This window comes from Luteolibacter algae (genome assembly GCF_042683045.1).
In the GTDB taxonomy this organism is placed as follows: domain Bacteria; phylum Verrucomicrobiota; class Verrucomicrobiia; order Verrucomicrobiales; family Akkermansiaceae; genus Luteolibacter; species Luteolibacter algae.
On record NZ_JBHUIT010000031.1, the window covers coordinates 15,393 to 41,640 of the forward strand.

General features: G+C 52.3%; 25 protein-coding genes and 1 pseudogene. 16 read left to right on the forward strand and 10 right to left on the reverse strand.

Annotated features, from left to right (window positions below):
• Positions 1–36: 36 nt before the first annotated feature.
• A complete protein-coding gene (locus ACFSSA_RS12380; protein ID WP_386820779.1) occupies positions 37–3,021 on the reverse strand; it encodes a DEAD/DEAH box helicase in 2,985 nt (994 codons plus the stop codon).
• Positions 3,022–3,115: 94 nt separating this feature from the next.
• On the opposite strand from ACFSSA_RS12380, the gene ACFSSA_RS12385 reads away from it, so the two are divergent.
• Together ACFSSA_RS12385 and ACFSSA_RS12390 are read left to right on the forward strand one after the other, a co-directional pair.
• Positions 3,116–3,634 (forward strand): hypothetical protein, encoded by a 519-nt coding sequence (locus tag ACFSSA_RS12385; protein WP_386820780.1) that lies wholly within the window; start codon positions 3,116–3,118, stop codon positions 3,632–3,634.
• The gene (locus ACFSSA_RS12390) at positions 3,631–4,434 is read left to right on the forward strand and encodes an NAD-dependent epimerase/dehydratase family protein (protein ID WP_386820781.1); all 804 of its coding nucleotides are present in this window, start codon (positions 3,631–3,633) and stop codon (positions 4,432–4,434) included. The genes ACFSSA_RS12385 and ACFSSA_RS12390 overlap by 4 nt, the downstream gene beginning before the upstream one ends.
• Here ACFSSA_RS12390 and ispE read toward each other — a convergent pair.
• The 5 genes from ispE to aroB form a co-directional block, all read right to left on the reverse strand.
• Positions 4,429–5,262 carry a 4-(cytidine 5'-diphospho)-2-C-methyl-D-erythritol kinase gene (ispE, locus tag ACFSSA_RS12395; protein ID WP_386820782.1) on the reverse strand — a complete coding sequence of 278 codons (834 nt, stop codon included), beginning with the start codon at positions 5,260–5,262 and terminating at the stop codon, positions 4,429–4,431. The two genes, ACFSSA_RS12390 and ispE, sit on opposite strands and share 6 nt — an antisense overlap.
• 31 nt (positions 5,263–5,293) lie before the next feature.
• Entirely contained in the window at positions 5,294–5,953 is a 660-nt protein-coding gene (locus ACFSSA_RS12400) for a laccase domain-containing protein (protein WP_386820783.1), read from the reverse strand.
• A gap of 66 nt (positions 5,954–6,019) precedes the next feature.
• Complete coding sequence (locus ACFSSA_RS12405; protein ID WP_386820784.1) at positions 6,020–6,481, reverse strand: MarR family transcriptional regulator; 462 nt, start codon at positions 6,479–6,481, stop codon at positions 6,020–6,022.
• Positions 6,482–6,805: 324 nt separating this feature from the next.
• Positions 6,806–7,627: a DNA-methyltransferase gene (locus tag ACFSSA_RS12410; RefSeq protein WP_386820785.1), complete on the reverse strand. Its 822-nt coding sequence runs from the start codon at positions 7,625–7,627 to the stop codon at positions 6,806–6,808.
• A gap of 41 nt (positions 7,628–7,668) precedes the next feature.
• Entirely contained in the window at positions 7,669–8,748 is a 1,080-nt protein-coding gene (gene aroB, locus ACFSSA_RS12415) for a 3-dehydroquinate synthase (protein WP_386820786.1), read from the reverse strand.
• A 113-nt stretch (positions 8,749–8,861) separates the two neighbouring features.
• On the opposite strand from aroB, the gene uraD reads away from it, so the two are divergent.
• The 10 genes from uraD (at position 8,862) to ACFSSA_RS12465 (ending at position 18,783) form a co-directional block, all read left to right on the forward strand.
• The gene (uraD, locus tag ACFSSA_RS12420; protein ID WP_386820787.1) at positions 8,862–9,371 is read left to right on the forward strand and encodes a 2-oxo-4-hydroxy-4-carboxy-5-ureidoimidazoline decarboxylase; all 510 of its coding nucleotides are present in this window, start codon (positions 8,862–8,864) and stop codon (positions 9,369–9,371) included.
• 109 nt (positions 9,372–9,480) lie between these two features.
• Positions 9,481–11,256 carry an assimilatory sulfite reductase (NADPH) flavoprotein subunit gene (locus ACFSSA_RS12425; RefSeq protein WP_386820788.1) on the forward strand — a complete coding sequence of 592 codons (1,776 nt, stop codon included), beginning with the start codon at positions 9,481–9,483 and terminating at the stop codon, positions 11,254–11,256.
• Between the two features lie 42 nt (positions 11,257–11,298).
• Positions 11,299–13,014 carry an NADPH-dependent assimilatory sulfite reductase hemoprotein subunit gene (locus tag ACFSSA_RS12430; protein ID WP_386820789.1) on the forward strand — a complete coding sequence of 572 codons (1,716 nt, stop codon included), beginning with the start codon at positions 11,299–11,301 and terminating at the stop codon, positions 13,012–13,014.
• Positions 12,998–13,801 (forward strand): phosphoadenylyl-sulfate reductase, encoded by an 804-nt coding sequence (locus ACFSSA_RS12435; protein ID WP_386820790.1) that lies wholly within the window; start codon positions 12,998–13,000, stop codon positions 13,799–13,801. Before ACFSSA_RS12430 ends, ACFSSA_RS12435 begins: the two co-directional genes overlap by 17 nt.
• Before the next feature lie 50 nt (positions 13,802–13,851).
• Entirely contained in the window at positions 13,852–14,811 is a 960-nt protein-coding gene (gene cysK / locus ACFSSA_RS12440; protein WP_386820792.1) for a cysteine synthase A, read from the forward strand.
• A 47-nt stretch (positions 14,812–14,858) separates the two neighbouring features.
• Positions 14,859–15,467 carry an OmpH/Skp family outer membrane protein gene (locus ACFSSA_RS12445; RefSeq protein ID WP_386820794.1) on the forward strand — a complete coding sequence of 203 codons (609 nt, stop codon included), beginning with the start codon at positions 14,859–14,861 and terminating at the stop codon, positions 15,465–15,467.
• Positions 15,468–15,478: 11 nt separating this feature from the next.
• Positions 15,479–15,997 (forward strand): hypothetical protein, encoded by a 519-nt coding sequence (locus ACFSSA_RS12450; RefSeq protein WP_386820795.1) that lies wholly within the window; start codon positions 15,479–15,481, stop codon positions 15,995–15,997.
• Between the two features lie 259 nt (positions 15,998–16,256).
• Positions 16,257–16,520, forward strand: coding sequence for a hypothetical protein (locus ACFSSA_RS12455; protein WP_386820796.1), 264 nt, complete (start codon positions 16,257–16,259; stop codon positions 16,518–16,520).
• Positions 16,521–16,524: 4 nt separating this feature from the next.
• Positions 16,525–17,325: a TatD family hydrolase gene (locus ACFSSA_RS12460; protein ID WP_386820797.1), complete on the forward strand. Its 801-nt coding sequence runs from the start codon at positions 16,525–16,527 to the stop codon at positions 17,323–17,325.
• Positions 17,326–17,331: 6 nt separating this feature from the next.
• Positions 17,332–18,783: a sialate O-acetylesterase gene (locus tag ACFSSA_RS12465; RefSeq protein WP_386820799.1), complete on the forward strand. Its 1,452-nt coding sequence runs from the start codon at positions 17,332–17,334 to the stop codon at positions 18,781–18,783.
• Between the two features lie 11 nt (positions 18,784–18,794).
• Here ACFSSA_RS12465 and ACFSSA_RS12470 read toward each other — a convergent pair whose 3' ends face one another.
• The 4 genes from ACFSSA_RS12470 to ACFSSA_RS12485 all read right to left on the reverse strand — a co-directional run bounded on the left by ACFSSA_RS12470 (position 18,795) and on the right by ACFSSA_RS12485 (position 21,659).
• Positions 18,795–19,298, reverse strand: coding sequence for a hypothetical protein (locus tag ACFSSA_RS12470; protein ID WP_386820800.1), 504 nt, complete (start codon positions 19,296–19,298; stop codon positions 18,795–18,797).
• A gap of 88 nt (positions 19,299–19,386) precedes the next feature.
• Positions 19,387–20,115 (reverse strand): hypothetical protein, encoded by a 729-nt coding sequence (locus ACFSSA_RS12475; protein ID WP_386820801.1) that lies wholly within the window; start codon positions 20,113–20,115, stop codon positions 19,387–19,389.
• A 253-nt stretch (positions 20,116–20,368) separates the two neighbouring features.
• Positions 20,369–20,692, reverse strand: coding sequence for a hypothetical protein (locus tag ACFSSA_RS12480; RefSeq protein ID WP_386820803.1), 324 nt, complete (start codon positions 20,690–20,692; stop codon positions 20,369–20,371).
• A 37-nt stretch (positions 20,693–20,729) separates the two neighbouring features.
• Positions 20,730–21,659, reverse strand: a complete 930-nt coding sequence (locus ACFSSA_RS12485) for a hypothetical protein (RefSeq protein WP_386820804.1) — start codon at positions 21,657–21,659, stop codon at positions 20,730–20,732.
• 149 nt (positions 21,660–21,808) lie between these two features.
• Here ACFSSA_RS12485 and ACFSSA_RS12490 point away from each other — a divergent pair, with 149 nt between their 5' ends.
• From ACFSSA_RS12490 to ACFSSA_RS12505, 4 genes and pseudogenes are all read left to right on the forward strand, one after another.
• The gene (locus tag ACFSSA_RS12490; RefSeq protein ID WP_386820805.1) at positions 21,809–22,672 is read left to right on the forward strand and encodes a class I SAM-dependent methyltransferase; all 864 of its coding nucleotides are present in this window, start codon (positions 21,809–21,811) and stop codon (positions 22,670–22,672) included.
• Between the two features lie 287 nt (positions 22,673–22,959).
• Positions 22,960–23,649 (forward strand): annotated as a pseudogene (locus ACFSSA_RS12495) (superoxide dismutase family protein).
• Between the two features lie 160 nt (positions 23,650–23,809).
• On the forward strand, positions 23,810–25,276 hold the full coding sequence (locus ACFSSA_RS12500; RefSeq protein ID WP_386820806.1) for a sulfatase family protein: 1,467 nt from the start codon (positions 23,810–23,812) through the stop codon (positions 25,274–25,276).
• A 47-nt stretch (positions 25,277–25,323) separates the two neighbouring features.
• A complete protein-coding gene (locus tag ACFSSA_RS12505) occupies positions 25,324–26,133 on the forward strand; it encodes a 3-keto-disaccharide hydrolase (RefSeq protein WP_386820807.1) in 810 nt (269 codons plus the stop codon).
• The last annotated feature ends 115 nt before the right edge of the window (positions 26,134–26,248 follow it).

Sequence of the window (26,248 nt, forward strand, 5' to 3'; positions counted from 1 at the left end):
AAAGCTTCTCAAGCGGGCGGGTGGCGGGAGGCAAGCCTATGATAGCAAGCGTTCCAGATCGGCGGCCGTGTATGCTGGCGCATCTGTCGGGGTGACGTTCTCATCAAGGGAATCTGCCAGAGCTTGCTTCGTGCTTTGCAGCTCGACGACTTTTTCTTCCACTGTTCCCCGCGTGAGTAATCGATAAACCGTCACAGGTTTTGTCTGGCCGATGCGGTGCGCCCGATCGGTCGCCTGGGCTTCGGCAGCCGGGTTCCACCATGGATCGAAATGCACCACGATATCCGCGGCTGTGAGGTTGAGGCCATAACCACCCGCTTTTAGGGAAATCAGGAAAACCGGTGGACCCTCCGGGTCTTGGAACTCATTGACGAGCACCTGGCGGTTACGGGTTTGGCCATCGAGACGCAGGGAGGCAATGCCCAGGGAATCGAGCTGTGATTCGATCTCGATGAGTTGCTTTTGAAATTGACTGAAGACCAGAATCTTACTGCCCGAAGAAATCGATTGCTCGCAAATTTCAAGAAGTCGTTCCAGCTTCGCCGAGCGACGTGGGACCGGAAGTTTTTTCAGTTTTTCTGAATCGAACAATGCCAGGTCACAACAGGTTTGGCGAAGCCGGAGCAAGGTGGTGAGGGTCGCCATGCGAGCCGCAGCCTTTTGGCCGGACTGGCGGATCTCGTCGATCTTGCGTAGTCCTTCTTTCTGTAGGTCCCGGTAGGTGGCGAGTTGCTCTTTGGAGAGGGTGCAATATTCGTTGATGATGATTTTGGAAGGAAGTTCGGGAGCGACTTCCAGCTTCGTCCTCCGGAGAACGAAAGGTGAGGTTTTCAGGCGGAGTAAAGTGCTGGCCTGGGCGGATGTGTCCGGGCTCTTGAGGGGAATCTCGTAGCGTTCCTGAAAGTCTTTTCTCGTGCCAAGCCATCCGGGCTGGATGAAGCGGAAAATCGACCAGAGATCCCGGGCTGAGTTCTCGACCGGGGTGCCCGTGAGCGCGAGCCGGCGGGTGGCATTCAATTTCGCCACAGCTTTCGAATGGTCGGTATCCGGATTGCGGATCAGGGATGCTTCATCAATGACGGCCAGGGAGTATTCCTGCTTCAGGTGATATGCCAGGTCTCTGGCAAGAGTGCCGTAGGTGGTGAGAATCACGTCGCCAGGTAGGATATCGGCGCGGAGCTTGTCCCGATGTGCTCCATGGAGAGTGATTACCCGGCGTTCCGGCGCGAAGCGGTTGAACTCTGCCAGCCAGTTGCCTAGAAGCGAGGTTGTCACAACAATAATCACTGGTCCTGATTGTGAATAACTCCTTAGGAAATATTCGATGCAGGTAATGGTCTGGAGGGTTTTCCCAAGACCCATATCATCCGCCAGAAGTGCTCCTTCATATTTATCCAAGCGGTTTACAAGCCAGGAGAAGCCCTTTGCCTGGTAGGGACGGAGTTCAGCGTTGATTTCCGGAATGTGAATAACTTGTGAGTTATCGTCAGGAACTGTCTTGGGCGTTGACCTATCGAGATTATGAGCGATCTCCCGGATGATGGCAGCGGAGGCCTTTTTTGCGGAAAAGTGACCGTTCTCCTGTTTCAGATCAAGGTCCTCGAAAAGCGGATCAATGAGGGACTCGATGTCGTCTGAAAGAATGATTTGCTTTCCTTTCAGCTGTTGCCCGGCGGGATTTCCCGAGCGGAGCAGACGACGGATTTCTGCGGTGGGAATCACTGCTCCCGAATCTGAGCGGAAGGTCAGATCAAAGCTCATTTGGTCATCGTCGGAAGTAAGTATTTTGATTTCCGGAGAGATGAAAACATAGGAGGATGACAGTTTTTCGGCAGTAGGGGAAAATTCAATCTTCCAGGTGGAGGGAAGGTTTTTGACAGACTTGGTCAGGAAATTCTGGATGTCTGGAGCGGATCTGATCTCGTGGATCGTGGTTGAGCCCGGGGAGCCGGTCCTGGCTGCCAAGGTTTTCAATGCGGCAACTTCTGCCAGAGGATTGCGGGTGATCACCTTCTGTCCATCGAGGATGGGTAGGTTTTCCTCGGTGTATGATACCTGGAGCGCTGCGGTGAGTCTCGAGCTGCCTCCGTCGATCCTGAGAGTGATAACAGGAGTAGCGGGAGTAAACTGGAGCGATTCGAACCATTCCGACCCGGTGAAATCGAGGTATGAATGGAGTGAATCCAGATGCGTCAGGAAAGCCGGAACCGAAAGTCTGCAAGGCTTTCCTTCCGCGAGGGTGGTGAAATATGGGAGAATTGAGGGCGGAATTTTCCCAGAGCCGATTCTTGAGAGATTTCCGGGTTTCAGCTTCCAGAAGGAGTCTCCGACGCTGAAGCACCGATCGGTGCCGGGCATGAGGTGGATATGCTCTCCTTTCAATGTGCAATCTGCGAGATGGAGCTGGGCGCCGGAGTCGATTGAAAGGGGATTTTCTCCTGCGGAAATTCTGGGATGATTACGAATTTGATGAAGGAAGCCCGGGAGCGTTTTCGGGCTAAGAGCAAGCTGAAGCGTTGTCTTGGAATGGGCTTTTTGATCGATCAGCCACGCGGTGAGTTTGTCATCGGCTGGAGTGGGCTCATGGTCGGAGGGAGATAGAGCAATAGCGGCGTGTCCTTTTTCCATCGCCCGCTCCCAGGGGCCCTGGAAACGGATTTGCCAGGCCAGCCGTGGAAGCTGGAGCGGTGCCGGAGCCGTTTGTTTTTGCGGCTGTGGCTGGGGGACTTTTTTCGTAGCTGGAGGAGGGCTCACGAGGTGCAGCCCAATAGCAATGGCGTGGGGACAAAAGGTTCCTTCCCGTCGGTTGGCGGGGCAGGAGCAGTTGGCATCCAGCCATGTTGGGGTTTTCGCGTCGACACTTGCACGATACACACGTTTCCCCAGGCGGACACTGCCCTTCCAGCCATTCGGAGTTCGTTCCGCTTCATCGACGGCACCGATGTTGAGCAGGGATTGCGCTTCCTTGAAATCCTGCCAGGCGGCGGCTTTTCGGAGTGTGGTTTCGTCAAAAGATAACATCGGGGGAGGACAATGGATAGGTGTCGGAAATTTTCAACGCAAAGGGGCGAAACGGAGATTGCTGGTGCCGATGCAGAGTATATAGCATGGACGGATGAAAATATTAAATTTCATGGCGATCGTTCTTTTAACCGGTTGTGTAGGAAACGAGAGTCGCGATTCGGCCGGTGGAGAAGTGATCTGGACGGTGGGAAAATACGAGAGCTCTATTTCGCACACGCCGTCTATCAGCGGGTATCGGAAGCTGAAAAGTGAAGCGGTCGAATTCCGGAAATACAGGGTTCATCACCCCACAGGGCTTTGGTTTGTTCGCCTCGACGGGGATGCTCCGCCTATAGAAATAAAGACCGCCAAACATGGCTCCATCACGTTATCGGGAGAATGGTATCCCGAGGAAGGAGGCGCCGATGCCGCAGCCGTGTATGCGTTCGTGAAAGGATCCGAGACATTGATCATCCTGCAAGGCACCAGTGATCTCACTTACGAGGAAACCTGGGTGACTATAGTTGATGGTAAGACCACGGATCTGAAACGTTACGCTGCCAAAGGAGATGGCATGGGGCCTGAAATGCCTGGTGTGGAACCGAAATACCGTGTGTATCCTGAGTCATGAGGAAGTTGTTGGTGGTCGGAGCTGGATTTGTCGGGGATGAAATTCTGAGGGTTTTCCGCGCTCATGGCTGGGAGGCTACCGGAGTTTCGCTAAGTGGAGGAGCCGGGTTGATCGAAGGTGATGTCAGCGAATGGGCTTCGGTTGATAATTTTCCCGATGCGGATGCGGTGGTTCATTGCGCGGCTTCAGGAAGAGGAGGTGAAGAAGCGTATCGAAAAGTCTACCTGCAGGGGTGCGAGAACCTTGTGCGGAGATTTCCACGGGCCAAGCTGCTCTTCACCTCCAGTAGCTCGGTCTATGCGCAGACCAATGGCGAGATTGTGACTGAGGAATCGCCTACACAGCCTGGCCGCGAAACAGGTAAAATTCTTTTGGCAGCTGAGAAAGTCGTGGTGGACGCCGGAGGAATTGTCGCCCGGCTTGCCGGGATCTACGGACCCGGGCGAAGTGTCTTACTGAGGAAATTCCTGAGTGGTGAAGCGGTGATTGAGGAGGATGGAAGCCGGTATATAAATCAGGTCCATCGGGACGATATTGCCCGTGCGGTATTCCATTTGATTGATTTGCAGAAATTCCCGGGTGGACAGATCTTCAATGTGTGTGACTCCGTGACGATGAGTCAGCTGGAAGTCTATCAGGGACTGGCCCGGCGATTCGGAAGGGATTTGCCTCCGAGAGGTCCACGCGATATGAATCGGAAGCGTGGCTGGACTCACAAGCAAGTCAGCAATGAAAAGCTCCGTCGCTCAGGCTGGGAGCCGATCTATCCCGGCTTTCTGGATGCTGTGGAAAACCTATGAGGAGAGCTCCGAACTGTTTCCCGACCATGTCCATAGATTGGGATCAAAGTATTTATGAGCCGTTCCGATGAGGTTCTGTGGGTTGGCTTTTGGATGTAGGATAGCGAAAAGTGTGGACCCCGAGCCGGACATCAGCACCGTTTTCGTGTCGCGTCGTTTGAGTAACCAGCTTTTCAACTCGGCGAGGTAGCGGTGTTTCGCAAATACCGCTTTTTCCAGATCGTTTACCAAAGTCAGCGAGCCATAAGTCTGGGGCTCGGATCTTACCCCGGGCAGTGCCTGGGATTCCAAACATGTGCGGTATGCCTCTGGAGTGGAGACAGAAAAGTCCGGTTTGAACAATGCGATGGATAAATTTTCAGGTTGTGGCGCGGCCTCGATAATTTCCCCTCGTCCGGTGCATCGTGCCGCTCCGGAATAAAGGAAAAAGGGAACATCGGATCCTATCGACGCTGCTAGGTCGTGAAGCTCTTCGATGGCCAATGGGCTGCCAAGCTGACTGTTCAACGCAAGAAGTGTGGTGGCTGCATTGGAAGAGCCGCCGCCAAGACCAGCTCCGTGAGGAATATTCTTTTTCAGATGTATATGAAAGTTCTGTATTTCCCCGGTTTTTCCATGGAGGGCTTCCACCGCTTTTACCACCAGGTTTGTATGATCTGTCGGAAGTGCAGGATCATCGCAAGTAAAGGAAAACTCCTCAGCCGGAGTGATGGTAATTTCATCCGCCAAACCCGGGAGCTTGATCATTAAAGTGTCGATTTCGTGGAAGCCATCCGGGCGTTTGCCTAGAATTCGCAGAGAGAGATTGAGTTTGGCAGGTGAAAGCATGGGGAATTGTTGAAGCTGGAAATGATGGAAATTATTGTAGTGTCAAAAGAGCGAGCATTCGGCCAGTTTTTCCTTTTTCCACGCGATATGAATAGTGAGCTGTCAGATCTGCAGCAGTGTTCTCACAGGAGTCGTAAAATTGGTCGATTCCTAGCGCACGCGCCTGGGAGTGGACGCTTTCTGGTAGATTCATCTCATAATCGGGAGGTCGGATGCAGGGAGATAAGATACAGGTGAGGTTTGCGGGATCTGTGCCGAAGAATTCGGTCATTTTACGGACAGCTTGCTCCAGAATATTAAGTTCTGTTCCCTTTCTGCCGGAGTGAAGAAGGCCGATGGCCTTCGATACGGAATCTGCCAGGTAGATCGCGGCACAATCGGCAACGTAGATTGCCAACAGCTGATTCGGCACATTGGTAATCAGGCCGTCCGTCCCTGGATGTGTGATGATCCCGCTCTGTAGGGGCTCTGAAATCACGGAAATTCCGTTGCCGTGAACCTGCTCCGCGTGGTGGCGGGCATTGATCGATGGATATTGAGCCGAGATAATTTGATCATGTAGAGGAGCGAGATTCCGCAACGCGAACTCCCGGTCCCCATCGACATTTACTCCGGATAAACGCGGGATCCAGGATGCCTGGAACTCCGGTTGATTTGAAATTGAGTTTAGAAATGAGAACGCCTCCGTCACAGCGGGAACTGTAACGGAGGCGGTTGGAATTCGCCAAGCTGGATTATTCAGGGGGGAGACAGAAACTTATGCAATCGCGCGATTTTTAAGCGCACGGTTGGTATGTTCAACTGTTTCGGCCTCTTCTTCATCCATTCCTGCCAGAATGCCGGCGAGGTCTGTCGCAATCTCGGTGCGCATCTTGGAGACAAGGTCAACTCCTTTGGATGTGATTCGAACCATGATTTTGCGGCGGTCTTCAGCGGCATGTATGCGCTCGACATAGGAAAGTTTTTCCAATCTATCCACAAGGCCTGTAGCGGCTGCGGTGGAATGACCCATTTTTTTCGCGATATCGGACATGGTCAAATATTCTTCGCTGGAAAGGTAGGTAAGGAGGAAAAACTGTGGGAACGAGATGTTTCCTTTGTTGAGCTCTGTTGACAGGTTAAGGATGCAGCTCCGCTGTGTGAACAGGACGAAGTCTGCGAGACGATCGGCATCGGCTTTCACCGAGGTGCCGGAGGCACTTGGTTGTGTGTTTTTCATTTTGGCTGGTTGTAGTGTTCATGTTTTGGGACATGTAAGGGAGCACAGCCATTGCGAAAGGGAAGATAACTAGGAAGGTCGATATTAATCAACTCCAAAGTTATATTATTTCAAGTTAGCTAGGCTGTTTTGGTTGGGACGTTTTAAAGGTATGGCCATCTGTCTGATTTGGAAAGAAGGAAATTTCAGAAAAGTTAACTAACTGAAAATCAGTATTCTACGATATTACTGACGGAATCGCTCTCTGGTGAATGCCGTTCTAGGGCGGAGGAAGGAGCGATTACGCGGATGTTAAGAAGGTTGAATTTTCCTTACTATAGAAAGTTAAAGCGAAGTTTTGGAAATGGCTTCCTTCTCTAATCGCAGCCGCGCACTGGCGAGGTATTCCTGATCGATCTCGATTCCGGTGAAGTGTGCAATTTTTTGAAATTTTGCGGCCAGGGCGGAGGAGCCGATTCCCAAAAACGGATCGAGAAGCCGTGTCTCACATCCTTTCCCGTGTAGCTTGATGCATTGCTCCACCAGGGCGGGAGGAAAAGATGCCGGGTGAGGGCGGTCTTTCATGCGATATCTGATCGTTTGGTATGGGATAAACCACGTATTCCCACGGCAGCGGAGATCTTGCCCACCGGTGTGCTGCCAGCGGCTGATGTTTGACTTGTGCTGATAGGGGACGCCTGCGGCGCGACGGTCGAGAGGAATTGAGCCTGTCTTGGTGAGATGGAAAACGTATTCGTGACAGTCGTTTACGTAGCGGTCGGAATTGATAGGCTTGAAATGTCCCACCGAGAGCAATTCATCATCGGTGGTTTTTACACTGATGGATTTTACCCAGTGAAAGGTGTTTTGCAGAGTGAAGAGAGGTTTTTTACCGTCTGTGAGGGCCAGGATCAACTGGTGGGGAAGCAGTGGATTGGAAGGCGTGGCACCGATATTGAGAAAAAACGAGCCGTCGTCTGCCAAAACCCGTTTCAGCTGGCGAGCCCAGGATTTGCACCACGAAAGGAACTTTGTGCGGGGCGCGGTATCCTCGAATTGCGAATAATTGATCCCCAGATTATAAGGAGGAGAGGTTACCACGAGATCGAAAGATTTCTCCTCGAGGGTGCGGAGAATTTTCAGACAATCGCCGTGGATCAAATTCATAGGTCTGGAGCGGAGCTTATGGGGATAGCCGTAGACAGATGCTAGCCGCGGAGGTGATGAATGGCCTCCTCCAGATCCGATAAAGACACGGAATCGATGACGTGGGCGCAGCCAATCTCGGAAAGTGTGACAAAACGGATTTTTCCCGATTTGAATTTTTTGTCACGGGATAGCTTTTCCATGACTGTCGCGGTGGCAATCGATTCCGGGAGAGTCAATGGGAGATTGAAGTGGCCCAGTAGATCCAAAATTCTTGTGGAGTGCTCCGGCTGGAGTCCGGAATGTTTTTCCGAGATGTGGAGTGCTGCGCGAATCCCCAGGGAAATCGCCTCACCGTGCAGAATTTGCCCATACGGGAGCGAGGCCTCGATGCCGTGGCCGATCGTGTGGCCGAAGTTCAGAAGAGCACGAATGTCCTTTGTCTCGTATTCGTCGCTTTCGACTACACGGGCTTTGATCGCAATATTTCGGGCTAGCAGATCGGCGGGGACGTCACGTTTCTGGGGGGCGATTGTGAGCAGGTCATCGAGCATTGCTGCATCACGGATGGCCGCGTGTTTGATGGCTTCCGCAAAACCTTCGTGAAACTCGCGGGCAGGGAGGGTGCGGAGAGTTTCCGGATCCACGATGACGAGTTTTGGCTGATGAAAGGCACCGAGAAGGTTCTTGCCTTCAGCGACGTTCACTCCTGTTTTTCCGCCCACGGAAGAGTCCACCTGGGAGACGATCGTCGTGGGAATTTGAACAAACGGAATGCTGCGGTAGAAGATCGAGGCGACAAACCCAGCAAGATCGCCCACCACGCCTCCGCCCAGGGCGATGATCATGGAGCGTCTGTCATGACCGGCCCGTATCATTTCCCGGCAGAGGTTTTCAACTTGGGAGATTGATTTCGAAGCTTCACCCGAAGGCACTGTGTGGAGTGTGGGAGAATTGCCGGCACCAAAGCTTTCGATAAGTGTCTTTGAGTGATATCGGCTCACTGCTTCATCGCTAATAATGGCGGGACGCAGCCCGGAGAGGCCGTGTTGCGCAAGAAGGTCGGCAGTTTTGGAAAGGAGGCCGTTTTCAACCAAAACAGGATATGAACGGTCGTCGAGATCGACTTGAACGGTAGGCATGGGCGGAGAATGACCAATGTCTGCCGAACGTCCAACTCCGAAGATCGGCGAATGTGTAGATTCCGCCAAAAAAAGCCTTCGCCGGGCAAGGGGATGGACAGGATACAAAGTGTATGGATGATGCCGCCATGACGATTGCCGAGTTGAATGGGATGGAGGAGGAGGCTTTTTTCAATAAGTTCGGCGAGATTTACGGAGATTTCGACTGGGTGGCCGATGCCGCGCTGGATGGGAGGCCTTACAAGTCCTTTGACGAGCTTGCGACTTTGATGCGAGAGACTGTGGATTCTGCCAGCGAAAGGGATCGTCTGGCCCTATTGGCGGAATGGCCGGAGCTCTCGATAGACGGGAAAAATCTATCCGGTCTGGCTCTGGATGAATGGAAAGAAATCGGAATGGATCGTCTTGATTCCGGGGAGGCGGAGCTCTTTGAGGGCCTGAACGAAGCCTATCGTGGAATGCTGGGAATTCCGTTCGTGAAGTGTCTGATCGGGGAGACGAAGGTAAGCGTTCTCAGGAGTTTTGGAGAGCGGCTGCTCAACAGTCGTGAAAAGGAGATTCAGACGGCTTTTATGGAAATCCATCACACAGCGAGACAGCGTATTTTGCGAATCGCGGAATAAGTGCCTGCCGCTGGATCGGCTGTTTTTCTCAAATAGGAGTTGCTTATTCGGCGTGTTGGGGGCATTTTTTCGACGAAACCTGACAAAACAAGGTAATATACTAAGGATTATGCTTCCCGACAGTTCACCGTTCACTCTAGACCAGCGCAAGGCGTTGGATTCGTTGCTTGCTGGATTTGATGTGCTTCAGCGCGGATGGCTCAGCGGATTTCTTGCCGCCGGCTCAGCTGCAGTGATATCAGCGCCTTCAGGTGCTTCCGCGTCCGCAGGGAAGCTAACCGTTCTCTATGGAACGGAGAGCGGCAATTCCGAGGAGTTGGCAGATAGGGCAGTAAAGGAAGCGAAGAAAAAAGGTTTCAAAGCCGTGATGAAAAACATGGCGGATATCTCTCCTGCGGATCTGGCGAAGGTGGAGAATCTTCTGGTGATCGTTTCAACATGGGGAGATGGAGAAGCACCGGAAACTGCCGTCTCTTTCCACAAATCCTTCATGTCGGAAGGTTTTGATCTCACCGGTGTAAAATTTTCCGTATGTGCGTTGGGTGATACTTCCTACGAGAAATTCTGCGAAATCGGGAAACAGTTCGATGCGCGTCTCGAGCAGCTCGGCGCGAGCCGCGTAGCGCCAAGGGTTGACTGCGATGTTGATTATGAAGACTCCTACAATGAGTGGTTTGGCGCAGCGATGACCGCTCTCGCACCGGCGGCCCCGGCTTCTGTCTCCACGGCAGCCCCGGCCACGTTTGCTCCCGCAACCACGGAATACGGGAAGAAAAATCCGTTTCCGGCTGAGGTGATCGATAATGTATTGCTCAATGGCGAGGGTTCATCAAAGGAAACCATCCACGCAGAGTTCAGCCTGGAAGGTAGCGGGCTCGTTTATGAGCCTGGTGATGCCCTTGCCGTTCTCCCTACGAACTGTGCGAGAATGGTCGAGGAAATCCTGGATGCCGCGAAGCTGAAAGGAACTGAGGAGGTGGAGGTCAAAGGCCTGGGCAAGCGGCAGCTGGCAGTCGCCCTGGCGGATGATTATGATATCACCGCTCTCTCCAAGGCTGTGCTCAAGAAGCTTGCCGAGGCAACGGGTTCGGAGAAATTGAATGCGTTGCTTGCTGATGGTGCGAAAGATCAACTGCGCGAATATATCGAGGGACGCGAGATCATCGATGCGATTGAGGATTTCGCCCCCACGGGGCTCTCCGCCCAAGCACTGGCTGGCATTCTTCGCAAATTGCCGGTGCGGCTTTATTCCATCGCTTCCAGCCCGCTGGCCCACCCGGATGAGGTTCACCTCACGGTTGCAGCCGTCCGATACGAGAGCCATGGAAGAATTCGAAAAGGGGTGTGTTCCACCTTCCTCGCTGACGTTGCCAAAACCGGTGAGTCGGTGCCTGTCTTCGTCCAGCCGAACAAGAACTTCCGTTTGCCGGCGGATCACAATACTCCGATAATTATGGTCGGGCCGGGCACAGGGGTTGCGCCGTTCCGTTCCTTCGTCGAGCACCGGGCCGCTCTTGGAGCTCCAGGAAAGAGCTGGTTGTTCTTTGGTGACCAGCATTACACATATGATTTCCTCTATCAGCTCGAATGGCAGGGTTACCTGAAGGATGGTGCGCTGACCAAGCTGGATCTGGCATTTTCCAGAGATCAGCCGGAGAAGGTCTATGTGCAGGACAAAATGCTTGAGAAGGGCGAGGAGCTTTATGCCTGGCTCGAGGAAGGGGCTCACTTCTATGTCTGTGGAGACGCAAGCCGCATGGCGGCAGATGTTCACGAGGCATTGATTGGCGTCGTCCAGAATTTCGGGGCGAAGTCCCGTGAGGAGGCTGAGCTGTATGTTGAGAATTTGAAGAAGAGCAAAAGATATCAGCGTGACGTCTACTAGGACACCCGATTCCAAAACAAGAACATCTAAGGAAATTTTATTATGGCTGAGCAAAAATTAGCAGCAAACGAAGGTATCAAGATCCGTAGCAATTACCTACGCGGGACGATCAAGGAAGGTCTTGCCGACCTCTCTACCGGCTCCATGAGCGAGGACGATCAGCAGTTGCTGAAATTCCACGGAACCTATCAGCAGGATGATCGGGATCTGCGCCCGGCGCGCCGGAAGCACAAGCTCGAGAAAGCATATTCGTTTATGATCCGCATCCGCGTCCCCGGTGGTGTGGCAACCCCTGAGCAGTGGCTGGAGACGGATCGGCTTGCGACACAGTTCGCCAATGGGACGATCAAATTGACGACCCGCCAGGCCTTCCAGTTTCACGGCATCATCAAGTCCAACCTCAAGCGCACCATTGCGGAAATCAACCAAGCTGCAATGGACACCATTGCCGCATGCGGAGATGTGAACCGTAATGTCATGTGCAATCCCAATCCTTATCTCTCCTCGATCCACGGCGAGGTGCTGAAGATTTCGCAGGATATTTCCAATCATCTCACCCCGCAGACACGTGCCTACCACGAAATCTGGCTGGACGGAGAAAAAGTGGAAAGCAGCGAGGATGTGGTGGAGCCGATCTATGGGAAAACCTACCTGCCCCGTAAGTTCAAAATCACAGTCGCAGTGCCGCCGTCCAATGATGTGGATGTTTTCGCAAACTGCCTTTCTTTCATCGCAATCGTTGAGTCCGGCAAGCTCGTCGGCTTCAATGTGAGCGTCGGTGGAGGCATGGGGATGACCCATGGTTCGGAGGAGACCTACCCGCGGCTTGCGGATGTCATCGGCTTCTGCACCGTTGAGCAGGCGCAGGACGTGGCGGAAAAAGTCGTGATGGTCCAGCGGGATTACGGGGATCGCACGGAGCGGAAGCACGCCCGTCTGAAATATACTGTCGATGACCACGGGCCGGATTGGTTTCTTGCGAAACTCAACGAGTATCTAGGCTACGAGCTGGGTCCTGTCCGCGATTATGTTTTTGAGGATAATGGAGACCGTTACGGCTGGGTGGAAGGGATCAATGGCAAGCACAATCTCACCCTGTTTATCCAAGGTGGGCGCGTCCTTGATACACCGACTTATCCGATGCGCACCGGCCTCCGTGAGATTGCGAAGATTCATGATGGCGATTTCCGTCTGACCGCAAACCAGAATCTGATGATTGCCAATGTCTCGCCGGAAAAGCGGCCGGAGATTGAAAAACTTCTGGAACAATACGGAATGAAGGACAGCCACCTCCAGAGTGGTCTGCGTCTCAATTCCCTGGCATGCGTGGCCCTTCCTACCTGCGGTCTCTCTCTTGCTGAAGCCGAGCGCTATCTGCCGAGTTTGCTCAGCGAGCTCGAAGAAGTCCTCGAAGAGGCTGGCCTGCGCCATGATGCAATCACAATAAGAATGACCGGCTGCCCGAATGGCTGCGCCCGTCCATATATCTCGGAGATCGGCTTCGTAGGACGCTCCCCCGGTTGCTACAATGTGTATCTGGGTGGCGGATTTGCCGGGCAAAGGCTCTCGAAGATGTATCGTGAGAATTTCCCTGGTGAGAAGATCAAAGAGCTACTCGCCCCGATCATTCATCATTATGCCAAAGAGCGCAATGATGGCGAGCGCTTCGGTGATTTCTGCATCCGTGCCGGCTATGTCGCAGCGACAGAGCAAGGCAAAGATTTCCACAAGAATATCAAAGATGAAGCGCGTGCCTGAGCTTGTCTCAAGCGTCGCTTCATGGAAGCAACAAAAAGGTAAAATCATGGAAGCGTTGAAAACCGTCCAACCACACGACCGTCCAGTGGATGCTGCCGGCCTCTCCGAGGAGCTGGCGGGCCTGCGTGCCGGTGAAAGACTGGAGCTGCTTTATGAACGGCTGGGCAGCCGCCTTGTCGCCAGCACCAGTTTTGGCCTGCAGGCAGCTGTGATGTTGAAATTGCTGCACGATCATGCCCCGAAGGTGCCCGTGATTTCCATCGATACCGGGTTTCTCTTCCCGGAGACCTATCGCTACGCCGAAAAGCTCATGGAAATGTTCCCCCTGGATTATCGGATCTATCATCCGAAGATTTCTGCCGCCCGCATGCAGGCGCTGTGGGGAAATCTTTGGGAGGAGGGGCCGGAAGGAGCCGAGAAATATGGGATCATCACGAAGGTTGAGCCGATGAATCGCGCGATCAGTGAAATTGGCGGCGATGTATGGATCAGCGGCTTACGCCGCGCACAATCCGAGACCCGTCAGGATCGTCCCTTCGCGGAACAACAGAAAAAGACACTCAAGGTTTACCCGATTCTCGATTGGGCGGATGCCCAGGTGGATATTTTCTATCATCAGGGAGAAATTCCCCATCACCCGCTTGCCGCCCAGGGGTATGTCACAATGGGAGATTGGCACAGCACCCGCCCATCGCTGGATGGCACCGGAAACGGCACGCGTTTCGACGGACAGAAATATGAGTGCGGCTTGCATGAAGCTTCCGGAACTTCCGATTTCCAGATCTAATTTCCTCTGTATACTTCGCGACGAATACCAAACCTAAATACAACATATCTATGAGCATTTCAGACAGCATGGTTTCAACCATTGGTAATACGCCTCTTATTCGCCTCAATCACGTCACCAAGGGCCTGGAGGCCGAAATCTGCGTGAAGGCGGAATTTTTTAATCCACTCTTCAGCGTTAAGGACCGTATCGGAAAGTATATGATCGAGGCTGGAGAGCGCGACGGCCTTCTCAAGCCCGGCGGGCTGATTATCGAGCCGACTTCCGGCAATACCGGTATCGCACTGGCTTTCGTGGCACGTGCCAAAGGCTACCGCTGCATTCTGACGATGCCGGAAAGCATGTCAATCGAGCGTCGCGTTCTGCTCAGGATGCTGGGGGCGGAAATCGTTCTGACACCCCGTGCCAAGGGTATGAACGGCGCGATCGCAATGGCTAAAAAACTCATTGCGGAAAATCCGGAAGCATTCGGACCCGGACAATTCGAGAACCCGGCAAATCCCCAGGCACACCGTGAAACTACTGCCGAAGAAATCTGGCGGGATACGGATGGGCAGATCGACGCATTCGTAGCAGGCGTGGGCACCGGCGGCACGATCACAGGAGTAGGGGAAGTGCTGAAAAGTCGCACGGATCTGAAGGTTTTTGCGGTAGAGCCGGCAAATAGTCCGGTCATTTCCGGCGGGGCGCCGGGTCCTCACATGATTCAGGGCATCGGTGCGGGATTCATCCCGGGAAATCTCAATGTCGATATCATTGATGAGACGATTCTCGTCAGCAACGAGGACGCCTTTGCCACCGCTCAATCATTGGCACAGCAAGAGGGACTTCCGGCAGGTATTTCCACGGGCGCTAATGTTTGGGCGGCAATGCAGGTAGCCAAGCGGCCGGAGTTCAAAGGCAAACGGATCGTTACCGTTGGCTGCTCGTCCACAGAACGCTACCTCTCGACTCCACTGGCGGAGAAACTCCGTGAGGAAGTCTCTGCTTTGGAAACCCAGGACATTTAGTCCGGCATCGACAAAAGCGGGGCTACTGTTAAAGTCCTTTGGAGAATATGAAATTACCCGTCACTTTAGCTTGGCTTGGAATGGCTGCGGTTGCTTTTGCAGCTCCCAAGTTTGCGATTGTTCGCGTCACCGATATCTACCGCAAGCTTCCCTCAACGGTTGCGATGCAGGAGGATATCCAGAAGCAAAGAAACGCAATCATGGAAAACCAAAGGGCTGAACAGTTACGAGCTATCATCGTGGAACTTCAAGCCCTGCAAACCCAGCTCCAGGAGCAAAAGGACGAGATCGATTCTGAAGCCGGCACCAAGCTTGTGAGATCCTACGAAATCAAACGTCAGGAAGCTGAAACACTGCGCGAGGAGTTCGAGGAATTCCGTGCGGAGGAAGACAAGCGTATCAACAAAGAGATGGTAAGCGCGATGCGCGAATCTTTGGAGAAAATCACCACGGCTTCCGAACAGCTTGCGAAAGAAAGAAATCTGGATGCCGTATTTGACACATCGGGAAACAGCAATACGGGTTTACCATTCGTGCTGTATCATGGATCGGCACCCGATATCAGCGATGATGTGATGGAGCTCCTGGGAGAAAAACCTCTTGAAGAATCTGTCACGCCATCTGCGGACTCCGCTGCAGCAGAACCCAAAGAATAGAAAACAAGTTTATGAGCCTTCAAGAAATTCTCCAAAACCACTTTGTATGGGGGCTATTACTAGGCCTACTGATCGCCGGATTCATCCTGAAAAACGCCATTGGGACAAAGATGCAGCTCAAGCGGGAACTCCGCCGGGTGGAAGGGGAGATGCGCGACATGCAGTCCCATCTCAATACCCAGATGAAAATTACCGCCCAAGGCAATGATGCATTGACCAAGGAAGTCGAGGGATTGAAAACCCAGAACGAGAATCTCCGGGTCAACCTGGCAGCGCTTCAGAATAAACCGGATAAAAACGAGCTTCGTCAGTTCCGTATGCAGGAGATGGCAATCAGCACAATGCGGGAGCAGGCACCTGGTTTTGCCGGCGCCTGGGAGAAGGCGATGAGGCAAGCAGAAAGCGAGATGGAATCCGCGGAAAGCGGTTTCTCAAAGCTTGTTCGCAAAGTTGTTCCCAGCTTGGGCTATACCAGTGCCCGACCCACTGCAAGTGAGACGCAAGTCATTGACAATGAGTCTGATGCGTAAAAATACAATTTTTAACAATTCGCTGAAAGAGCTGCAAAAAGCTCCTACGTATTAAAAAGCGTTCAAACAAAAACAATTTCGGGGCGGCCACCGCTCAACGTCCGAGGGATACCGAGGATTCGGAGCGACGGCGGCCCAAACAACTTCACCTCGCGGCAGGGATTGGACCTTGCCGCGAGGTTTTCGTTTCAATAAATCCGATTCCAGCTTCATTCTGGGTTGATCAGAAAGCTGGATCGTCGATGTTTGGTTAGTTGCTATGCTGAGTAAAAAAGAATTACTGGATTTACAGTTTATCGACGCCCGTGCGCGTTTGATCGATCTTGCCGCTTTTTTGGATCGGCTGGACCGACATACCGGGGAGGCTGATGCGAGGTTGGACTATTTCAAGGCGGCCCTACCCATTTTACAGGAAAGCCGCCCAGATCGCGCCAAAGCGGTTTTGGAGAAATTCTCGGACTTTTCCGCCAATCTTCCAGAAACGGCGCCTTTTCAGGGAGCTTCCGGAGCACCGACCCACTAATCCCATGCGATATATCGAACCTCACGCCCACATGGTCAGCCGCACGACGGATGATTACGAGAAGCTCGCGCTAGCTGGTTGTGAAGCATTGTGCGAGCCTGCGTTTTGGGCCGGATTTGACCGCTCATCAGCTGCTGGCTTTTACGATTATTTCCGGCAGCTTACCGAATACGAGCCGAAGAGGGCCGCCCGCTTTGGGATCAAACATTTTTGCTGGCTTTGTATTAACCCCAAGGAAGCTGATGACACCGGCTTTGCGCGGGAAGTGATGTCTCTTATTCCGGAGTTCATTCAGAAGGAAAGCGTGCTGGGGATAGGTGAAATAGGCCTCAATAAAAATACCAAAAGCGAGCTGAAGATTTTTGAGGAGCATGTCCAGATTGCTCTGGATTATGATCTTCCGATTCTGATCCATACTCCCCATCTGGAGGACAAGCTGAAGGGCACGAAGCTTATTCTTGATTGCCTGGCATCGTTTTCCGGACTGGATCGTTCCAAAGTGATCATTGATCATGTGGAGGAGCACACCGTTTCCCATGTGATGGATGCCGGATATTGGGCGGGGATGACGCTCTATCCGGAAAGCAAGTGCACCCCCAGCCGGGCCATTGATATACTCGAAGTCTACGGCACAGAGCGTATTTGGATGAATTCCGCATGTGACTGGGGGGTTTCGGATCCACTGGCGGTTCCGAAATGTGCGTTGGAAATGCGCCGTCGGCGATACTCCGCAGAGCAGATCGAAAAGGTCGTCTACCAGAATCCGCTCGCCTTTTTAAAGCAGTCTTCCCGCTTCAAACTCTAAGACCTCATGAAAATCCAGTTTATCCTCGGCCTTGTTTTTTCCGCTGCTGTTTATGCTGAAACAACAGTATCCTCAATCATCACCGATCACATGGTGCTTCAGCAAAAGCAGGAAAATCCTATATGGGGCTGGGACGAGCCGGGCACGGAAATCAAGGTAAGTATCGCGGGGCGCGACTACGAAACTACTGCTAATAAAGAGGGCAACTGGCGTGTGAAACTGGCACCGATGGCTGCGAGCTCGGAGCCGAAAACCTTGAAAATCACCGGCACCAGTGGGCTCTCAATCGAAGATGTGTTGGTCGGTGAGGTATGGTTATGCTCAGGACAATCAAATATGGAGTGGAGCGTTGGCGATGCTTATGGAGCCGAGCTGGCTATCGCGGGAGCCGATCAGCCGGAAATTCGTTTGATCACCGTTCCAAAAAACGGAAGCCAAGAACTCCAGAAGCATTTTGACGGGAAATGGGTGAAATGCTCACCCCAAACGGTCGGTCGCTTTAGCGCTGTAGGTTACTACTATGGTAAATCGATTCACGATTTATTAGGAGTGCCGGTGGGGCTGATCGACAATGCCTGGGGCGGATCCGCTGCAGAGGCCTGGGTGAAACGGGATCTTCTGGAGGCAGATGGCGGTTTTTCAGATTACCTGGGCGTTTGGGAGAAAAATGAGAAGAAGGCTTCCGCATTGGAAGCTCCTCTTTCGGAACACGATCGGAAGCTGAAAGCCCAGATGTCCGGACAGCACCGCCCTGGGAATCTCTATGCGGGTTGCCTTCATCCGATCATTGGCTATGGGATCAAAGGCGTTATATGGTATCAGGGAGAAACCAACAATCAGCGTGCGGCCAAATATAACGATCTCATGACGCTTTTGATTGGTAGCTGGCGGGAGGATTGGCAGCAGGGCGATTTTCCATTTTATTTCGTCCAGCTTGCCGATTACATGGATGAGACGGATCAGCCCGTGGAAGAGGGATGGGCAGCGCTCCGCGAGGCTCAGACGAAGACTTTGCAATCGGTGAGCAATACCGGGCAGGCGGTAATCATTGATCTGGGACAGGCTAATGACATCCATCCGCGGAAAAAGCGTGAGGTGGCGGAACGTCTGGTCCGCTGGGCACTTGTGAAGGATTACGGCTTTGAAATGAATTACCGCAGCCCCGAGTTCAACTCAATGAAAGTCCAGGGGAATAAGGCGGTCCTCACTTTTGATCATGTTGGGAAAGGCCTGAAAACGGATGACTCGGATGAGCTCCGGGGGTTTGCCGTATGCGGGAAGGACAGGGAGTGGAAAACTGCCATTGCAAAGTTTGATGGGAATAACCGTATTGAAGTTAGCGCGGAAGGGATCGAAGAGCCGGTAGCGGTGCGCTATGCGTGGGCCAACAATCCTAGGTGCAATATTTTATCCTACGAGGGTCTTCCACTTACTCCATTCCGAACCGACAGCTTCTAGACGTTGCGGGACTAGTGACCGTGCCACTGGAATCGATCCTTCCAGCTATTCTCCAGGTTCGTGTAAGGAATCCGGGCACTGCCATGGGAATGTAGAATGCTAATGCCTTCCGAGGTGATTCTGGTAATCACCACATGTTCGTATTTCCGTCCATTACGCAGTGTAAGGCTTTCGAACTTTTCCCCGATTGCGCTTTTCCAAATGTGATCCCGATAGCGGTTTCGATATTGATCGAATTCCATGCCCAAGCTTGAGATCTGATCCGCCAAACCTTTGTTGAGATTTTTCGTCTCGGCAATGTAGCGGGAATTGGCCGCGTTCTGTGCCAGTTGTGACCGGAGCTTTGCCTCAATGAAGCCATTTTTATCCGATGATACGACCAAGAGCTTCTCTTTCCGTTCCAGTTCATCCCGTAAGGTGTTCCGAAGCCGTGCCCCAGCGATGATTTGATCGTGAACGTTATTCTTACTTTTGGAGAAACTGATCTGCTTATCCGCGAAAAGAGAAAGAAACACCCCAACCATTGTTAGAACGATGATTCCAATAAGAAACCAAATGATTCCACCAGATTCATCCGAAGCCATTCTGCGAAAAGGGATCGGTTTAGAGTGAGCTTTGGAGTCCTGCGATTTCCGCAGCCAGGCGTGAGTGCTCCGATCTTTTACGGCTCAACGCGGCTCTGGCTGCACCGCTCTTGTTGAGATGCATTCGGCCGGAACTACGGGCCGCATGGGCAGCACTTTCCGCACTGGTCACATCTGACTCAAGTTGCTCGATCTCACGTTCAATGTTGGATAACTGTAGTTGTTTCGCATTGATCTCATCCTGCTTGCGTTTGAGGTATTTTTCCTGCTCTTCTTCCTTTCGCTTGGCGGCGATGACATCTGCTGCAGCGTAGGCTTTTGCGACTTGTGCCTCATGGATTCTGCGTTGCCTGTTTTCCTTTTCCAAAGCAGCAACCATCTGTTCCTTATCAAATTGAAAGTGGTCTTGCATCTCTTCTGGAAGCTCCTCGAAAGGGATTCGCTTATGCCCGTCGCGATGTCGCACTTCAATGCCGACGGCTGTGACTTTGCGAACCTCGACGCGATAATAAACCGTTCCACTTGCTGTATTCAGCTCCTCGATGAAGGTTCCTTCCGCTTCTCCTCTGACCTGCGCCCGGTATTGGTTTTTATAGCCTTCGAACTCTTCACTGAGCCTTTCCAGCTGCTCTTCCAATTCCAGGATGCTTTTTTGTCTGACGGAAATGCGAGCGGAGAGAGCTTTATTCTGTGCAGTGGTTTCTTCCAACTGACTGGCGGTTTCCTTGAGGAGGGGGATCTTTGCCACCTGCTTCTGGTAGGCTGCTACCTGTTCTTTTTTCCGGGTTATATCCAGGCGGTTGTCCCGGACGATCGCTGCAAGCGATTTTTTTCACCATCAAAACCCTCATGAAAGGAAATCATGAAAAGGGAGCCGAATCCCACTAAAACCAGCAGCGCTAAGAGCAGACCGATGACGCCGGGACCACGACTGCTGCTGAGAAGTTCACTAAAAGACATTGGGTAAATTCTGTTGAAGTTGGGTGAGTGGATCGTTGCGATTAGCGGACAGAATATTTTTGCTTATACGCATCATATTGTGACTGGAGTTGTCTCAGTTTTTCTTCCAGAGCTATGTTCTCAGCGGCAAGTTGAACTCTCTGGCTTTCCAGTTTTATGCCTTCTTGTTGAGCTTGTTGATATTCGGCGGATCGATCATCAGGGATGGTCTTCAACCGTTCTTCGAGAAAGGCGAGTTCTCCTTTGAGTTTGGCGATTTCCGCCTCTTGTTCTCCGTGTTTGCGCACGAGGCTTGGATCTTCCATGCAGGATAGAAGAGGGAGGGAAATCAGGGCGATTGCCGTGGATTGGATGAGCTTGTTCATATCGTGAAATTGAGGGGTTACTTGGATTTCAGATGGTCTAGGGAGCAGGGACGCAAATTGGAAAAACGCTTGATGGGGGAGTGTAAACGGGGAACGTAGTATTTCCGTAGCTGGGGTAGGAGGGTGGTCGATAGCAAGGAGCGGAGGAATTTTCGTAATAGTAATAGGTAGGAGAAGAGCGACGGTAGTAGGCGCTGCTGTATCCACTTCCCACGCGGGATGTCTCTCCAAGTTTCCCGATTGAATCCGAGAGTAGACTGGAACCGCGCGATGAAGTGGCAGCTAGGGCTTTGGCGGATGCAAGGCGTTGCTCGCGTTCCAGTTCCTCCTGCCTGCGGATGAGAGCTTTCTGCGCTTCTTCTTTCTCGGTAATGGCAAGCTGCTCATTCACCCACTGGTCGTATCTGGAGCGGGTGTTTCGCTCTTTGGCGAGAGCGTGTTGTGCTAGCTCGGAATCCAGGCAAAAATAGGCTCTCTCCGCTTGATCTAGATCGGAGCAACGGAGTCGTGAAGTTCCGCTGGAGTGCATGAGAGACACTCCGGAATCGTCAATCCGTGTGATTCTGGCATCGGTGAAGCTTTTTCCGGAGCTGAGCTCCAATGAATCGAAGGTTTTGCCCACAAGCTCTTTGCGTCGCTCCTTGAGAATTTCCAGCCGGAAATTCTCCCATTCCTGCTTCATCCCGGTAATTGCGAGACCGAGACGCGCATTTTGCGCTATCAGATCGCTAATTTCCGCATTGATTGCCGGGATGTCGTGGACTGTTTTCTCTATTCTAACCGATTCATTATCAGTATCTAAGAGGTTGATTTTATAGTTGTTCAGTGAGATCTGGTTGTTGAGCTCTATGATGGTTTTCTCGTTGTTCCACCATGTGCTATCCTGTTTCTTATCGCCGCAAGAGCTTGATAGAATTGAGATAGCGAGGATGATGTGAGCTTTCATAGCTACGGAGTGAGGTATCACAATTTCGCTAATTACTAGTAAAATTTGTTCAGTGTATGGTTTTTTTAAGGGTTTAATTTGTCACACAATTTGCTTAGTAATTGGCGCGGGAAGGGTAGGGTGCGGATTTTCATCGCCAGCAGGTGGCTTCAGGTGGATAGGATGAACGCATGGACGGGCCGAAACGACATGAGATGAGGGGTGGGAAGTTTCCCAATAAAAGATCAGGAAAAGCTGGATCCAGTTTTCCCGGCGGCGGCAAACCTCCCGGCAAGCAGGAAAGGGGCTGGGACGGTGTTGCCGGTTGGTATGACAAGTTAGTCGGGGCCGATGGATCGGATTATCACCAGCATGTGATCCTACCAGCGGTGATGGAACTCTTGGATGTGCAAAAGGGGCACGAAGTCATTGATATCTGCTGCGGGCAAGGGGTGCTGATCAGGCATCTGGTGGCGGCAGGTGTGGAGCGGGTATTGGGAGTGGATGCGAGCGGGAAACTGATCGGGGCTGCGCGGCAACGATACTCTGGCGAGCGAGAAGCAACTTTTCTAAAAGCCGATGCCTGTGCGGAGGGGAATTGGGCGGATGGAACCTACGATTCCGCAGCCTGTGTCATGGCGGTCCACGATGTGCCGGATATAGAAGGATTGATGCGCAATATGGCTGCGTCTCTCAAGCCTGGTGGGCGTGCGGTCATTGTGATGATGCACCCGTGCTTTCGTATCCCGAAGGAGAGCCATTGGGGCTGGGATAAAGATCAGAAAATCCAATATAGGAGGCTGGATAAATACGGAAAGCCACTGGAGATCGTTCTACAGACCCGTCCCGGTCTGGGCACGGATGAGAGCACGACTTTCTACCACAGGCCTCTGGCCGAGGTCATTGGATCCATGGGGAATGCAGGGCTTGGCATTACGGACTGCAAAGAACTCTTTTCCCACCGCCGTTCACAAGTGGGGCCTTTCAGCAAGGCCGAGCACCGGGCCGCTGAAGAGTTTCCCCTCTTTATCGGGTTGGTGGCACAGAAACTCTAGCCAGGGCAGCTGACTCTTTACTCATTAGCGCAATTTGCGGGATCCGTGGTGCGATCTGCAATAATTTCCGCTGAGGGGATTGGCTGAATCCTTGGAATAGCAACGATTTTGACTGGTATGGCATGTGCGTAAATACGGACGAACCATTTATGCTTATGAAAACACACACATCAAAACTTCTTCAACAAAGTCTGGGAATCCTTGCAATCGGGATGCTTCCCGTATCAGCCCAGGAGGTGGCTCCTGCGGATCACGCCGGGCATAAGAATATGGCAAAACACGGGGGGATGAAGAATCATCTCAATAAGCTCATTGCGGTGATCAAACCAGTGGGCGAGAGCAAGGTGCAAGGAACGATAGTTTTTGAGAAAAAGGGAAAAGACGTTCACGTAACCGCTAAAGTGGGCGGGCTCCAACCAAACTCAAAGCATGGAATACACGTCCATGAGTTCGGCGATCTTGGCAGCGCCGATGCGAGTAGTGCCGGCTGACATTTCAATCCTGATGGACACGACCATGCCCTGCCCGAAAAAGATATGAGACACGCTGGTGATATGGGGAATCTGGTTGCCGATTCCGAAGGGAACGCCAGTCTGGACATGACCGTTAAAAATCTCTCGTTGAATGCTGGCAAGCGTGGGATTCTGGGACGCGCGGTAATCGTCCATGCGAAGGAAGATGATGGCGGCCAGCCTACGGGCAATGCCGGCGATCGGATAGGAGCTGGGGTTATCGGTATCTCGAAAGATGCCATGGAACAATCTTCTCCGGAAGCTTCCAGCCATGAGGATACTTCCGAAGTAGAGGAAAAAGCCGATTCTACCGCGGATCGGTTGAAGGAAGAGGGAAGAGAACTCAAAAACGATATCAAGGAGGGAACCCGGAATGCCGTGGATAAAGCGAAGGAAGCTGGATCAAAGCTCAAAGCCGAATTCGAGGGCGAGACCGACCCCGAAAATGATGATCCGGCAGAATAAGGCTGCCGGTTTTTCTGATAATTTTTAATTCAAGCAAAGGTGGGTGCGGAATGCTCCCACCTTTTTTCGCTGAATCGGAGCAGCCTGGCCCTGGGGCCGTCTCGATTTTTTTTCTCGTTCCTGATCGAAAGCCGGATCCCGATTCGTATAGGCGGGTTGCATGTTCCGAAAAATCCTATTCCTATCCATTCCGTTGGTATGTCTTTTAGACACCACTCATGCGGCTACTGCGGAGAAACCACCAAATATCATCTTGATGATGTGTGATGATCTCGGTTGGGGCGATACCGGCTTCAACGGGAACAAGATTATCAAGACGCCCCATCTCGATCAAATCGCCGCAGACGGAGCGAAACTTAATCACTTTTACTCGATAGGTCCCGTTTGCTCGCCCACGAGAGCATCTTTCCTCACGGGTCGTCATTATTTTCGCATGGGTATCTGGACGGCCAATTACGGGCATCTGCCACAAGAGGAATTCACCATCGCACGGATGCTTCGTGAGAAAGGTTATGCTACCGGACATTTCGGGAAATGGCATTTGGGAACACTCAGCACCGAAATCTCCGCCAAAGGTAAAAAACGCAGGCCGGAAGTAAACTTCGCGCCGCCGTGGTTGCGGGACTATGATGCGTCTTTTGTAACGGAGTCCGCCGTGCAAACGTGGGATCCGGGGAAGGGGGAACGCGCTGTCGATAATCCGTATTATGAGAATGGATCGATCGCGACAGAAAATCTCGAGGGGTGTGATTCACGGGTCCTGATGGATCGCGCGATTCCGTTCATCAGGGATGCCGCCGCGGCCGAAAAGCCCTTTGTTGCGGTGATTTGGTTCCATGCTCCGCATGAGGATGTGGTTGCCGGTCCGGAATATTTGAAAATGTATGAAGGCCATGGTGCCGCAGCCCACTATTATGGATCCATCACTGCGGTGGATGATCAGGTAGGGCGCTTGCGGGCAGAGCTTGATAAGCTGGGAGTCGCGGACGATACGGCATTGTTTTTCTGCAGCGACAATGGACCTGAAGGCGCCACCGATCCTGATCAATCCAAAAACAACCGGCGTTCGGCTGGCGTTACGGGCGGTTTCAAGGGCCGCAAACGCAGCGTGCACGAAGGTGGCGTCCGGGTTCCTGCCTTGGCTCTCTGGCCGGGGCGTATCCAGCCAGGCACGGTGATTGATACCCCTTGCTCGGTTCTTGACTACCTGCCAACCGTCAGTGCGGTGACAGGCGGCGAGCCACTCCCTGGAAGAATTCTCGACGGAGAAAATATTATCCCGATCCTGGAAGGGAAAGTGAACAAACACGAAAAATCGATACCCTTCCGTTTCGGGCCCTACGCCTGTCTGGTAAAAGGTGATTTCAAGCTCATCATCAACTCGCCCGATGACAATGGAGAGGACGAGCTCTACGATCTCTCGAAAGACCGGAAAGAAACCAATAACCTGCGGAAACAATATCCGGAAATGGTTCAGGAAATGCGCGGGGAAATCCTGGCTTTTCTGCATTCCGCAAAAAACAGTCACAATGGGGCTGAATACGACGAGAAAGATTACAAAGCGACCGACGCATGGAAAATGCTCCGTAATATATCGGTTGAGAAGCCAAAGCCTAGCGGAAAATAACCTGCCGTTCAGATCCATTCCAGTCAGTCACTTCTACTAAAAACCATATGAACCTAACTAAAAAATCGATTATCGGAGCGGTTGCTTTTTGTTCCTTCACCATCAATTCCTCCATTTTTGCCGTGGAGGAAAGCGGAGAGTGGACCAATCTTTTCAATGGCAAAGACCTGCAAGGCTGGCACGCCAATACCGGCGGCCAAGGAGATGAAACCTCGCAAAAGGCGAATGAGATCTTCACCGTCCGCGATGGAGTCATTCACATTTATCAAAATGCGGATGCCGGCTCCAAGCAGAGTAATGCAAACCTCTATCATGAATCGACCTGGGGGAAATTCCATCTTCAGGTGGAATACCGCTGGTTGGAAAAAAAGTTTCAGCCACGCACAGAAGACAACCGCGATGCGGGCATCCTTTTCCATATCCATACACATCCCGCTGGGGTTTGGCCACCATCTGTGGAAATGCAGTTAGGTGATGGCAAGCCCGGCGATAAATATGTTACCGGAGACCTTTTTGTGCTGGGCACCACCCGGGCGGATTCCCCGTCTGATGGTGGGAAATACGCAGAGGGAGGGGAGATGTTGACGAGGGGCCAGGATGCCAAAGGCCGCCGCACAGCGGTGACAAGCCACGTGGAAAAACCTGTCGGCGAGTGGAATATGGCGGAAGTCATCGTCCACGGTAGCGAAAAGGCGGAATTTATACTCAACGGCAAAGTCCTCAATACGGTTTACAACATGAAGTTCAGGGATAGCAACGGCGAGTGGAAAGCTTTGGAAAAAGGCCATATCTCGGTCCAGGCAGAATGGGCGGAGCTGGAATACCGCACGATACGGATTAAAGAATTGAAAGAGTAAGCTCTGTTTTATTTCAGACCTTTTCGAGCCGATTCTCTTTCTGGAGGATCGGTTTTTTTGTGGGGGAATAGTCGGGAATTCTCCAAAAAACTTCCGGAGCGTCCCACATCGGGTT